Origin of the sequence: Enterobacter sp. 301B, assembly GCF_003850715.1 — a bacterium.
GTDB lineage: Bacteria > Pseudomonadota > Gammaproteobacteria > Enterobacterales > Enterobacteriaceae > Enterobacter > Enterobacter intestinihominis.
The window spans coordinates 30,628-42,955 of the sequence record NZ_PQTC01000020.1 but is presented as its reverse complement, the minus strand read 5'-3'; the positions used below and the strand labels follow the sequence as shown (position 1 = coordinate 42,955).

10 protein-coding genes are annotated in these 12,328 nt (G+C 57.4%); 5 read left to right on the top strand and 5 right to left on the bottom strand.

Features of this window, described 5'->3' with window-relative positions; genetic code table 11:
• The first annotated feature begins 5 nt into the window (after window positions 1-5).
• Entirely contained in the window at window positions 6-1,100 is a 1,095-nt protein-coding gene (locus C3451_RS19105; protein ID WP_045622158.1) for a fimbrial protein, read from the top strand.
• 31 nt (window positions 1,101-1,131) lie between these two features.
• On the opposite strand, the gene C3451_RS19100 is transcribed toward C3451_RS19105, so the two are convergent.
• From C3451_RS19100 to C3451_RS19085, 4 genes are all read right to left on the bottom strand, one after another.
• Entirely contained in the window at window positions 1,132-1,494 is a 363-nt protein-coding gene (locus tag C3451_RS19100) for a YibL family ribosome-associated protein (RefSeq protein WP_022649764.1), read from the bottom strand.
• Window positions 1,495-1,552: 58 nt separating this feature from the next.
• Entirely contained in the window at window positions 1,553-2,143 is a 591-nt protein-coding gene (gene mtlR, locus C3451_RS19095) for a mannitol operon repressor MtlR (RefSeq protein ID WP_023298873.1), read from the bottom strand.
• Window positions 2,140-3,303 (bottom strand): mannitol-1-phosphate 5-dehydrogenase, encoded by a 1,164-nt coding sequence (gene mtlD / locus C3451_RS19090; protein WP_080339279.1) that lies wholly within the window; start codon window positions 3,301-3,303, stop codon window positions 2,140-2,142. The genes mtlR and mtlD overlap by 4 nt, the downstream gene beginning before the upstream one ends.
• A gap of 87 nt (window positions 3,304-3,390) precedes the next feature.
• On the bottom strand, window positions 3,391-5,298 hold the full coding sequence (locus C3451_RS19085; protein ID WP_022649761.1) for a PTS mannitol transporter subunit IICBA: 1,908 nt from the start codon (window positions 5,296-5,298) through the stop codon (window positions 3,391-3,393).
• Window positions 5,299-5,734: 436 nt separating this feature from the next.
• On the opposite strand from C3451_RS19085, the gene C3451_RS19080 reads away from it, so the two are divergent.
• The 3 genes from C3451_RS19080 (at window position 5,735) to selB (ending at window position 9,667) form a co-directional block, all read left to right on the top strand.
• A complete protein-coding gene (locus C3451_RS19080; RefSeq protein WP_015572763.1) occupies window positions 5,735-6,343 on the top strand; it encodes a glutathione S-transferase in 609 nt (202 codons plus the stop codon).
• 103 nt (window positions 6,344-6,446) lie between these two features.
• Entirely contained in the window at window positions 6,447-7,832 is a 1,386-nt protein-coding gene (gene selA, locus C3451_RS19075) for an L-seryl-tRNA(Sec) selenium transferase (protein WP_045622155.1), read from the top strand.
• Window positions 7,829-9,667, top strand: coding sequence for a selenocysteine-specific translation elongation factor (gene selB, locus C3451_RS19070; RefSeq protein WP_045622153.1), 1,839 nt, complete (start codon window positions 7,829-7,831; stop codon window positions 9,665-9,667). Before selA ends, selB begins: the two co-directional genes overlap by 4 nt.
• 3 nt (window positions 9,668-9,670) lie before the next feature.
• Here the strand turns inward: selB and C3451_RS19065 are convergent, their stop codons facing one another.
• Window positions 9,671-10,555: an ROK family protein gene (locus C3451_RS19065; RefSeq protein ID WP_022649757.1), complete on the bottom strand. Its 885-nt coding sequence runs from the start codon at window positions 10,553-10,555 to the stop codon at window positions 9,671-9,673.
• 166 nt (window positions 10,556-10,721) lie between these two features.
• On the opposite strand from C3451_RS19065, the gene aldB reads away from it, so the two are divergent.
• Entirely contained in the window at window positions 10,722-12,260 is a 1,539-nt protein-coding gene (gene aldB, locus C3451_RS19060; protein ID WP_045308994.1) for an aldehyde dehydrogenase AldB, read from the top strand.
• The last annotated feature ends 68 nt before the right edge of the window (window positions 12,261-12,328 follow it).

Genomic DNA, 12,328 nt, shown 5'->3' with positions numbered 1-12,328 from the left:
ATATCATGCGTCACTTTATTCACTGGTTTTTCTATCTGAGCCTTCTTTCGCTTTTTGGCATGCTGAGTTTTCATGCGCACGCTCAGGCCTCGCCCTGCCGCACCACGCGCGATCAGTGGGTTGTCCAGGTACCCTACGCCATTGGATATGCTCCCGGCACCGCGGATTGGACGCCGGTTTCCGCGCCGATACAGTCTACCGGGCAAGACTTCTACAACTGTGATGGCGGTAGTGACCCCTGGCGTAGTATCGGATTTGTCGAGCTGGATAACCCCGTCGGCACCGTGGTGGGGGAAGACGGTGCGTCGCGGCACGTCTACAAAACCCAGATTGACGGCATCGGCTACGCGCTCGGGTTTCGCGAGCAGCAGTACTGCGGCGCCGATGCGATACGCTATATTGACGGCACAAGTCAGGTGAATGGCAATGAGTCCCGGCGCATTTGCGACGCATCGCAAAACCCCGCCTTTGCCAGCGCCTCAACGTACAAAATGCAGTTCTGGGTGGTGTTCTACAAAATCCCGACGACCAGCGCCATGCCTGACGATAACGCCAATTCCCAGGAGCAAAATGTCGGATCGCTGATATTGCAGGCGGGAGAAAATCAAGCCAGCGCCACCAACGTGGCGACACCGGTACAGATCCATCTCGCCAGCTTCACCGTCAGGCGTACCAGCTGCTCAGTGGGCTCTCGCAGCATTCTTGTTCCCATGGGGAGCGTGAGCCAGCGTGAATTTCACGGCATCGGCTCCCGCGCCGGAGGCGGACGCTTCAGCATTCCGGTGACCTGTGAAAATAACACGGCGGTTAAGATGGGTTTCTTTGGCGATACCACGCCGGGCAACGATCGGGCGCTGGCGTTGACGAAGCAGGAGGATAGCGCCAGCGGTGTCGGGATCGAACTGCTTTACGGTGACAATACCGGTTCGGTTCAGGGGCAGGTGGTATCGTGGAACACCCCGCAGGTGTCAGCGCTTGGCCAGGTGGGGGATAACCAGACGCAGACCTTCTGGTTTGATGCGCATTACATTCAGACGGAAGAGAACGTAACGGCGGGAAAAGCGGATGCGATGGCCACGTTTAACCTGATTTACAACTGAGTTTCCCCTGCGCAGCGGCAGGGGAGAGCGATCAGAACGCGGTCTTACTAAAACCCGTCATCTCTTTCAGGCCCATTTCGCGGCCAAGCTCAGTCATCGGGTGCACCACCACCAGGCCACGGACGCTTTTCTTCAGCTTGCCCATGTCGGCCTGCTCTTTTTTGGTGATCGCGCGGCGATGCGGCATGTTCATCAGCTTCTGCGCCTCTTTACTCAGCTTCTGGCCTTTCACATCGCGCAGGCGCTCAATTTCCGCCTCCAGCTTCACGGACTCTTTTTCCAGCTCGGCATATTTCTCGGCGGAATCAACAAGGGAGAGGCCAGCCATCTGATGGCGGATCAGATCCAGACGGTCGCTCAGGCGTTTAATTTCGTTCTTTTCGACTTCTTTCATGACAAATAACTCTGAAAACGGGGAATTTACAGGGAAGGATACACCAATGTGTGCGGGCTTACTTCTGAAACGCTTTTTTTAAGCTGATTTTAGAAATCAGCTCAGTCAGGGAAAGTACCATGGTGGAGCGGACAACTTGTTGATAACGCAGCTTTTGCATCATGTACAGCTCAGGGTCGCTGTCATCAAACTGAGGTGCGGGAGGGAGCGCGGCTACGCAGTGCAATTCGCCGAAGGGCCCCAGGATCTCATCATCGGTGAAGGTGTACTCATTGCCGTCATGATTGAGCTCTTCGCGCAGCGCCATTAACAGCTCGGCGTCTTCATACTCCTGACGGTTGAGCACGCCAAGACCGTAGATCAGCTTCAGCCGTACCGATAAATCGCCCAGCGGTCCGTCTCCGTCAAGTAACGGTTCTACAGCATACTTTACCGCGTAGTCGTCTTTGCGAAACACCTGAAGCACCAGAATGTTCACCGCCTCGGTTAACAGCTCGACGGCGGCGATCAGGAAACTTCGTACGGTTTTGCCAGCATTCAGACGCTCAAGCACACGATTTTCAAAGGCCTGGGTTTGTTCCATTATTGCCTGCATATCTGACAATCTGTTATTCGGGCGCAGGCTAACCTGCGCCGGACTCTGCATCATTTGGTTGCGTTGTATGCGCTGACCGCCTCCGCAACTACGTCACTGTTGGCATCCAGACCGGAGATCTGCGCCAGCGCAGCCTGCGCGCCTTTGTCATCAATCAGCTGAGCCAGCTCAATCGCCTGCGGATCCTGCTCGCTGCGGTAGTGCATGGCGGCAGCGATGCCCTTCACCAGGTTAGCGTGCGGCAGGCCGTATTCCAGCGTGCCCAGCAGCGGTTTAATCAGGCGGTCGCCCGCGCTTAGTTTACGCAGCGGCTGACGACCCACGCGCTCAACGTCATCTTTCAGATACGGGTTTTCAAAACGACCGAGGATTTTCTGGATGTATGCTGCGTGTTTATCAGCATCAAAACCGTAGCGTTTGATCAGCACCGCGCCGCTCTCTTCCATTGCCCCTTTGACCACCGCACGGATGTTCTCATCGAGGATCGCGTCACGAATCGTCTGATGACCGGCCAATTTCCCGAGGTACGCGGTTATAGCATGCCCGGTGTTCAGCGTGAAGAGTTTACGTTCGACAAATGCCATCAGATTATCGGTTAATTCCATTCCCGGAATGGTCGGTAGCGCGCCTTTAAACTGAGTTTTATCAACGATCCATTCGCTGAAGGTTTCCACCGTCACTTCCAGCGGGTCGTTGGTGGCGGATTCTGATGGCGGAACGATGCGGTCAACGGCGGAATCCACAAAACCAACGTGCGCTTCAACCCAGGCTTTATCTTCCTCAGCCACAGCGGCCAGAACGTGGCCTTTCAGCTGCGTGGTGCCGCGCACCATGTTTTCACAGGCGATGATGTTCAGCGGCGTTTCAACGCCTTGTGCTTTACGCTTCGCCAGGCCTTTCGCGATCGCCGGGGCGATACGCTCAAGCACCACCGGACCCACGGCTGTGGTGACCAGATCAACGCTCGCGATGAGGTCAATCACGTCGTCGCCAATGCTGCTTACCGCGTTGACGCCAGAGACCGTTTCAACCTGTTCGTTTTCACCCACTACGTGAACCTGATAGCTATGATGGGCATTCAGGGCATCCAGAACCACATGATTCACATCGGCGAATGTCAGGGTAATGCCTGCGTCTGCCAGCAGTTTACCGATAAAGCCACGTCCGATATTACCTGCGCCAAAATGTAATGCTTTCATAGTGTTAACCTTCATCAATGTTTTTACCCGAGAGGGCTGGGGTGAGGAACGTTTTCCCCCTCACCCTAGCCCTCTCCCCGGGGGGAGAGGGAAGAGGCGCTGTTACTTGTTAAGCAGAGCCAGAACTTCTTCAACGCTGGTGGTATTGGCCAGACGCTCAATAACCGTTTCGTCATCCAGCGCGTTGGTCAGGCTGGTAATCACCTGGATATGCTCGTTATTGCGAGCGGCGATACCAATCACCAGACGGGCGATGTCGTCCTCTTCTTCACCGAAGCGCACGCCGTCAGGATACTGACAGAACACCACGCCGGTTTTCAGCACGCGGTCTTTGGCTTCCACCGTACCGTGTGGAACCGCGATGGATTCACCCAGGTAGGTTGGGGTCAGCTTTTCACGCTCCAGCATCGCCTCAACGTATTCCGGCTGAACGTAGCCGCCTTTCACCAGCTGCTCACCGGCGAAGCGAATGGCCTCTTCTTTATTGGTCGCCGTGCGGCCAAGGAAGATGTTTTCTGCGCCCAGTTTGAACAGATGCGCGTTGCTCTCGTCGAAGCTGTCTTGCAGGCTGGTGCGCACTTTCACTTCGTTATCTTCATGGCGCTGGGCCGCAACCAGACGTTCTGTCAGGCTGGTGTACAGGCCGCTGTCGAGGAAGTTGGTCAGGGAAATGTGCTGCGCCTGCGGCACCTGACGCATAGCGCGCTCGGTCAGATCGCGGTGCGTGATCACCAGGTCAACGTCCGGCGGCAGGTTGTTAATCGCGCTGTTGGTCACGGAGATGTTGGTCAGACCCGCATCCTGCACTTTCTTACGCAGCACGCCCGCACCCATTGCGCTGGAACCCATACCGGCATCACAGGCCACGATAATTTTACGCACGTGGCTCAGGTCGTTAGAGACATCACCCGCCGCCAGCGGCGTTGCGCCTTTGGATTCGGCTTTCATGTCATGCATACGACGGGTTGCCGCTTCGATATCGTCGTCTTCTTTCACCTTGCTGGTTTTCAGCAGGATAGCGGAGACCACGAAGGAGACGGCCATGGCCGCACAGATCGCCGCGATGTTCGCGAAGTAGGCGCCTTTCGGGGTCATCGCCAGCACCGCCAGAATAGAGCCTGGAGAAGCAGGAGACACCAGACCACCGCCCAGTACGCTCAGGGTGAACACGCCGGTCATACCGCCAAGGATAACGGCCAGGATCAGACGTGGGTTCATCAGCACATACGGGAAGTAAATTTCGTGAATACCGCCCAGGAAGTGAATGATCGCCGCGCCGCCAGCAGACTGTTTCGCGCTGCCGCGACCAAAGAACATGTACGCCAGCAGAACGCCCATACCAGGACCCGGGTTCGCTTCAATCAGGAAGAAGATGGACTTGCCGAGATCGTGTGACTGCTGAATACCCAGCGGTGAGAAGATACCGTGGTTGATGGCGTTGTTCAGGAACAGGATTTTCGCCGGTTCAACGAAGATAGACGCCAGCGGCAGCATGTCGTGCGCCACCATGAAGTTAACGCCCGCCGCCAGCAGCTTGGAGAGCACTTCAACCGCAGGGCCAATGCCGAGGAACGCCAGAATCGCGAGGATCATCCCGATGATGCCCGCGGAGAAGTTGTTCACCAGCATTTCGAAGCCGGATTTGATCTTGCCATCAACCCAGACGTCAAATTTCTTGATCGCCCAGCCGCCCAGAGGACCGGCAATCATCGCACCGAGGAACATCGGCATATCCGCACCGACAATTACCCCCATGGTTGTGATGGCACCCACGACACCACCACGGTCACCGCCCACCAGACGACCACCGGTATAACCGATGAGCAGCGGCAGCAGGTACGTAATCATTGGGCCAACAAGTTTCGCCAGCGTTTCGTTAGGCAACCACCCTGTCGGAATAAATAATGCGGTGATAATACCCCACGCGATAAACGCGCCGATATTTGGCATCACCATGTTGCTGAGGAAACGACCAAAGCTTTGCACTTTGATCTTGAAATCGGATGACATAAAACACCCCTTCTTATGTTTACGCTTAGGCTTGTGGCCCGAGGTTTATCGTTAATGTGCGGCGGCAGAGGTAGCCGGGCCCTGTTCTGATGCTGTGAAATCTGGCACTGAATCGTTCAACTGTCCAGACAGCGGAATTTTGTGTGATCTGAATCACATGAATGTAGGGGGTGAGGATATTAATGGAGTGATCGCGATCACATAATGGGTGTGTAAAAAAAATACATTGCTCAGAATTACGCCAAAATGAGGTCTGTTTTGTGATTAATATCACAATGTTAAGTTGGCTGTTTGTTTCCAGATTGTGATTTGATTCACAAAATATTTTTATGCAGATTTCTCCCGTATCCCCTCACGGCAGGAATGCGATACGTACACCTGCCTTTTTTCACGGCTTGATCCATACTGACCTCTTTATGGGCATTAAGGATAAGCAATGAAACTCATCGGCAGTTATACCAGTCCTTTCGTGCGTAAGATTTCGATTCTCCTGCTGGAGAAAGGGATTGAATTTGAATTCGTAAATGAACAACCGTACAACGCAGAGAACGGCGTTGCGCAGTACAACCCGCTGGGGAAAGTCCCGGCGCTGGTAACGGACGAGGGCGACTACTGGTTTGATTCCCCGATCATTGCGGAGTACATCGAGCTGCTTGGCGTTGCGCCAGCCATGCTGCCGGCGGATCCAAAAGCAGCGCTGGCGATGAAGCAAATTGAAGCCCTGGCGGATGGCATTATGGATGCGGCATTAACGTCCGTACGCGAGCAGGCAAGGCCCGCCGCCCAGCAGTCAGAAAATGAGCTGCTGCGCCAGCGCGAAAAAATCAGCCGCAGCCTGGATATGTGCGAACAGCTGATCCGCGACGGGAAAATTCAGAGCGATAGCCTGAATCTGGCGACGATCGCCATCGCCTGCGCCATTGGCTACCTTAATTTCCGCCGCGTCTCGCCGGGCTGGTGCGTGGATCGTCCGCTGCTGGTCAAACTGGCGGAGACGCTCTTCCAGCGCGAAAGTTTCGCCCGGACTGAACCACCAAAGGCTTGATGCGGGTTATAACACTTCCTGGCGGGAGGCGGTACAATCCCCCCACATGTTAACTCCCTCTCCCGTCGGGAGGGGGGAAGATATTTACTCGCCAGGCGCATTCATGACTACTCATCATTCCCTCTACAGCCAGATCCCCGCTACCGATCGTCTGCTTCGTGATCCGCGCATCACTGCGGTGCTGGAGCAGTTTGGCCATACTGCAACGGTCGACATGCTACGCCAGCTTCAGGACGATGCGCGTCGCCATATTCAGGCTGAAAACGCGCTACCCGGCTGGTGCGAGGCATGGGCGCAGGAAGTTGAATGGAGGCTGAGCAAGCACGCGCAAAGCGCGTTGCGCCCGGTTATTAACCTGACGGGCACGGTTCTGCACACCAATCTGGGCCGGGCACAGCAGGCAGAAGAAGCAATAGAGGCCGTCACCCGGGCCATGCGCTCGCCGGTGACGCTGGAGTACGATCTGGACGGCGCCGGGCGCGGGCATCGCGATCGCGCACTGGCGGATCTTCTCTGCCAGATCACCGGCGCGGAAGATGCCTGCATTGTGAATAACAACGCGGCGGCGGTGCTGTTAATGCTGGCGGCCACCGCGAGCGGAAAAGAGGTTGTCGTCTCTCGCGGCGAGCTGGTGGAGATCGGCGGGGCGTTTCGTATTCCGGATGTCATGCGCCAGGCGGGCTGCACGCTGCATGAAGTGGGCACAACCAACCGTACCCATGCAAAAGATTATCGCGCGGCGGTGAATGAAAACACTGCCCTGCTGATGAAAGTGCATACCAGTAATTACCACATTGAGGGATTCACCAAAACGGTGGAAGAGGCCGAACTGGCCGCCATCGGGCGCGAGCTAAACGTGCCGGTGATTGCCGATCTCGGCAGCGGGTCGCTGGTGGATATGCGCCAGTACGGTCTGCCGAAAGAGCCAATGGTGCAGGAAATGGTTGCTGCGGGCGTAAGCCTGGTCAGTTTCTCCGGCGACAAACTGCTGGGCGGGCCGCAGGCGGGGATTATCGTCGGCAAGCGCGAACTGATTGCGCAGCTACAGCAGCACCCACTGAAGCGCGCCCTGCGTGCCGATAAAATGACGCTGGCCGCGCTGGAAGCCACGCTGCGGCTCTATCTCCACCCGGAGAAACTGGCTGACCGCCTGCCCACGTTGCGTTTGCTGAGCCGTGATGAAGCCTCTGTTCGCGCGCGGGCGGAAGCGCTACTGCCGCAGGTCGCTCCTCATTACCCTGAGTTTGACGTTCGTATCGAGCCTTGCCTGTCGCAAATTGGCAGCGGCTCGCTGCCGGTGGACAGGTTACCGAGCGAAGCGCTGACGTTCACCCCGCGCGACGGACGCGGAAGCCAGCTTGAGGCGCTGTCGGCGCGCTGGCGCGCATTACCGACGCCGGTGATTGGCCGGATCGGTGAGGGGCGCATGTGGCTGGATTTACGCTGTCTGGAAGATGAAGTGCGGTTTCTGGAGATGATGTTGAAATGATTATTGCCACCGCCGGTCACGTTGACCACGGCAAAACCACGTTATTGCAGGCCATTACGGGCGTGAATGCCGATCGCCTGCCGGAAGAGAAAAAGCGCGGCATGACCATTGACCTGGGTTACGCCTACTGGCCGCAACCCGACGGTCGCGTGCTGGGCTTTATCGACGTGCCCGGCCACGAGAAGTTTCTTTCCAATATGCTCGCGGGCGTGGGCGGGATCGATCACGCTCTACTGGTTGTCGCGTGCGATGACGGGGTGATGGCGCAAACGCGCGAGCATCTGGCGATCCTCCAACTGACGGGAAACCCGCAGTTGACCGTCGCCCTCACCAAAGCGGACCGTGTGGATGAGGTGCGTATCAACGAGGTGCGTGAAGAGGTGCTGGCGGCGCTGAGTGAATATGGTTTTAAGGATGCCGCTCTGTTTGTCACCGTGGCGACAGAAGGCCGCGGTGTCGACGCTCTTCGCGACCATTTGCAGCAGATCCCGTCTCGTGAGCATGCCAGCCATCACCGCTTCCGTCTGGCGATCGACAGGGCGTTTACCGTGAAAGGGGCTGGGCTGGTGGTGACCGGTACCGCGCTGAGTGGCGAAGTTAACGTGGGCGATACCCTGTGGCTGACGGGCGTGAACAAACCGATGCGCGTGCGCGGGCTTCACGCGCAAAACCAGCCGGTGGAACAGGCCCATGCCGGGCAGCGTATCGCGCTGAATATTGCTGGTGATGCCGAAAAAGACCAGCTTAACCGCGGCGACTGGCTGCTGGCCGACGCGCCGCCGGAGCCTTCTGAACGGATTATCGTTTCTCTACAGACCCACACGCCGCTGACCCAGTGGCAGCCGCTGCATATCCATCACGCGGCCAGCCACATCACCGGACGCGTGTCGCTGCTGGAAAACGATCTCGCCGAACTGGTGTTCGACTCCCCGCTCTGGCTGGCGGATAACGACCGCCTGGTTCTGCGCGACATCTCCGCGCGCGAAACCCTGGCGGGCGCCCGCGTGGTGATGCTGAATCCGCCCCGTCGCGGCAAGCGTAAGCCCGAGTATTTAGCGTGGCTGGCCTCGCTGGCCCAGGCTCGTGACGACAAGTCTGCGTTAGATATCCACCTTGAACGTGGTGCGGTGGATCTGGCTGCGTTCGCCTGGGCGCGCCAGCTCAGCGGCGAAGGATTGCGGCTTCTGACGCAGGAGCCAGGTTTTATTCAGGCCGGTAACAGCCTGCTGAACGCGCCGGTGGCGGCGCGCTGGCAGCGCAAGGTGCTGAGCACGCTGGCCACCTACCATGAACAGCATCAGGATGAGCCAGGCCCGGGCCGTGAACGTCTGCGGCGCATGGCGTTGCCGATGGAAGACGACGCGCTGGTGCTGCTGCTGATTGAAAACATGCGCGCCAGCGGCGCGATCGCAAGCCATCACGGCTGGCTGCATCTGCCGGAACACAAGGCCGGTTTTACCGCTGAGCAGGACGCGGTCTGGCAAAAAGTGGCGGCGCTGTTTGGCGATGAACCCTGGTGGGTGCGCGATCTGGCGCGTGAAACCAATACCGATGAGCAGCTGATGCGTCAGGTACTGCGGCATGCGGCGCAGCAGGGCATGATTGTGGCGATCGTGAAAGATCGTTATTACCGCAACGATCGGATCGTTGCGTTTGCGAACCTGATCCGGGAGCTGGATCAGGCGCGCGGATCAACCTGCGCCGCAGACTTCCGCGATCGGCTGAACGTAGGACGCAAACTGGCGATTCAGATCCTGGAGTATTTCAACCGCATCGGGTTTACGCGTCGTCGTGGCAATGACCATGTGCTACGCGACGCGCAGTTATTTCCGTAAGCGTTAAGCGCTGCGCGCCTGCTTCTGCTTAGCCAGCCAGACCGCGCCCAGCCTTCCCGCCTGGTTACCCAGCTCGCAGGGAAGGATGGGCACCCGGAGCGCTTCCCACTCCTCGAATCGCTGTAAATATTTATCCAGCAGGAGATAGATTTTCTCCTGCTCACTAATGCCGCCGCCAATCAGCACCGCCTGCGGATCAAACATAGAGATCACGCTGTAAATACCGCGCGACAGACAATGCGCCCACGCTTCAATGGCTTCGCGCAGATGCACGTCGCTGTCCATGCGTTTAAACAGCTCCTCACCATCAGGCATCTCATCTTCCGACACGGCCAGCGCGCGGCGGCAGGCTTTCATCAGGCCACTGGCGGACGCCACTTCATGCATCGGCTCGCCCTCATTGCCTACGGGCAGCACGCCAAACTCACCCGCCCGGTAGTGCGACCCGCGGTAGAGATCGCCCTCCATGACGATACCGCCGCCGATGCCGGTGCCGATGGTGATGCAGACGAAATGCTCATAGTCCTTGCCCGCGCCCTGCCAGCGCTCGCCCAGCGCCGCGCAATTGGCATCGTTTTCGATTGTCACGGGGAGATCGGTCAGCTGTGCGAACAGTTCGCACAGGTTTTCGCCGTCAAGATAGTCCAGCGCCCCGGCTTTGGCCGCTTCGCCAGTATGGTGATTGATATGTCCTGGAAAACTCACGCCAATACTGGCGATCTCGTGCTCCTGGCAGTACTTATCCACTACCGTTTTCCACTTCTCTTTGAAGGTGCTTTCATCGTCCGGCGTATCATATTCATCGGATGTCAGTTCTTCGCCGTTTTCATTAATTACGCCGTGTTTGATGTGGGTTCCACCCACGTCAAAGCCGATAAATAGCTGCATTGCATCGTTCCTCATGAGCCCTTGAGCTATTAAGTATGGCTGCGGCGGCAGAAACGAAACGTAAAGTACGGTAATCCGTGATGCGGCTCGTAAACCCGCTACCCGCTGGCGAGAAAATCATCAGCCGGAACTACCCTTGTTGTACAACAACAGCAAGGAGACGGTCATGACAAACAATCCTCCCTCATCGCGTATCCAGCCTGGCGAGTATGGTTTTCCCCTTAAGCTGAAGCCCCGCTATGACAACTTTATCGGCGGCGACTGGGTGGCGCCCGTCGACGGTGAATACTATTCCAACCTGACGCCCGTTACCGGCCAGCCGCTGTGTGAAATTGCCAGTTCGGGCAAGCGGGATATCGATTTAGCGCTGGATGCGGCGCATAAGGCGAAAGATAAGTGGGGGCAAATGTCCGTTCAGGACAGAGCGGCCATGTTGTTCAAAATCGCCGATCGGATGGAGCAGAATCTGGAGCTGCTGGCGACCGCAGAAACGTGGGACAACGGCAAGCCGATCCGCGAAACCATGGCGGCGGACGTGCCGCTGGCGATCGACCATTTCCGCTATTTTGCGTCCTGCATCCGTGCCCAGGAGGGGGGAATAAGTGAAGTTGACAAAGATACCGTGGCGTATCACTTCCACGAGCCGCTCGGCGTGGTGGGGCAAATTATTCCGTGGAACTTCCCGCTGCTGATGGCGAGCTGGAAAATGGCGCCCGCGCTGGCGGCGGGTAACTGCGTTGTGCTGAAACCTGCACGCTTAACGCCGCTTTCGGTACTGCTGCTGATGGAGGTAATTGGCGACCTGTTGCCGCCGGGGGTCATTAACGTGGTCAACGGGGCCGGGGGAGAGATCGGCGAATATCTGGCTACTTCAAAGCGTATCGCCAAAGTGGCGTTTACCGGCTCAACGGAAGTGGGTCAGCAGATTATGCAGTACGCGACCCAGAACATCATTCCGGTCACCCTGGAGTTGGGCGGGAAATCGCCGAACATCTTCTTTGCCGACGTGATGGATGAAGAGGACGCCTTCTTCGACAAAGCGCTGGAAGGGTTTGCGCTGTTTGCGTTTAACCAGGGCGAAGTCTGCACCTGTCCGAGCCGCGCGCTGGTGCAGGAATCCATTTATGAGCGCTTTATGGAGCGGGCGATCCGGCGCGTGGAGTCGATTCGCAGCGGTAATCCGCTGGATAACGTTACCCAGATGGGGGCGCAGGTATCGCATGGCCAGCTGGAAACCATCCTCAACTATATTGATATCGGTAAAAAAGAGGGGGCTGATGTGTTGACCGGCGGTCGTCGTAAGGTGCTGGGCGGCGATTTGCAGGAGGGCTACTACCTTGAGCCGACTATCCTGTTCGGTAAGAACAACATGCGCGTTTTTCAGGAGGAAATTTTTGGACCGGTGCTGGCCGTCACCACGTTTAAAACCATGGACGAGGCGCTGGAGCTCGCGAACGACACGCAGTATGGCCTGGGGGCGGGCGTCTGGAGCCGTAACGGTAATCTGGCCTATAAAATGGGCCGCGGCATTCAGGCCGGACGCGTATGGACAAACTGCTATCACGCCTATCCGGCTCATGCGGCGTTTGGCGGCTACAAACAGTCGGGCATCGGGCGCGAAACCCATAAAATGATGCTAGAGCACTACCAGCAAACGAAATGTCTGTTAGTCAGCTACTCCGATAAACCGCTGGGGCTGTTTTAATCTCCCGGCTCAGGCCGTCCCGGGCGGCCTGAGCCGGGTTAAAGCCGGGTGGCGGCTTCGCCTTACCC

Coding starts and splice junctions, on each gene's coding strand:
- selA (WP_045622155.1), top strand. CDS start 6,447: ATGACTACTCATCATTCCCTCTACAGCCAGATCCCCGCTACCGATCGT.
- C3451_RS19080 (WP_015572763.1), top strand. CDS start 5,735: ATGAAACTCATCGGCAGTTATACCAGTCCTTTCGTGCGTAAGATTTCG.
- aldB (WP_045308994.1), top strand. CDS start 10,722: ATGACAAACAATCCTCCCTCATCGCGTATCCAGCCTGGCGAGTATGGT.
- mtlD (WP_080339279.1), bottom strand. CDS start 3,303: ATGAAGGTTAACACTATGAAAGCATTACATTTTGGCGCAGGTAATATC.
- selB (WP_045622153.1), top strand. CDS start 7,829: ATGATTATTGCCACCGCCGGTCACGTTGACCACGGCAAAACCACGTTA.
- C3451_RS19100 (WP_022649764.1), bottom strand. CDS start 1,494: ATGAAAGAAGTCGAAAAGAACGAAATTAAACGCCTGAGCGACCGTCTG.
- C3451_RS19085 (WP_022649761.1), bottom strand. CDS start 5,298: ATGTCATCCGATTTCAAGATCAAAGTGCAAAGCTTTGGTCGTTTCCTC.
- C3451_RS19065 (WP_022649757.1), bottom strand. CDS start 10,555: ATGCAGCTATTTATCGGCTTTGACGTGGGTGGAACCCACATCAAACAC.
- mtlR (WP_023298873.1), bottom strand. CDS start 2,143: ATGATGCAGAGTCCGGCGCAGGTTAGCCTGCGCCCGAATAACAGATTG.
- C3451_RS19105 (WP_045622158.1), top strand. CDS start 6: ATGCGTCACTTTATTCACTGGTTTTTCTATCTGAGCCTTCTTTCGCTT.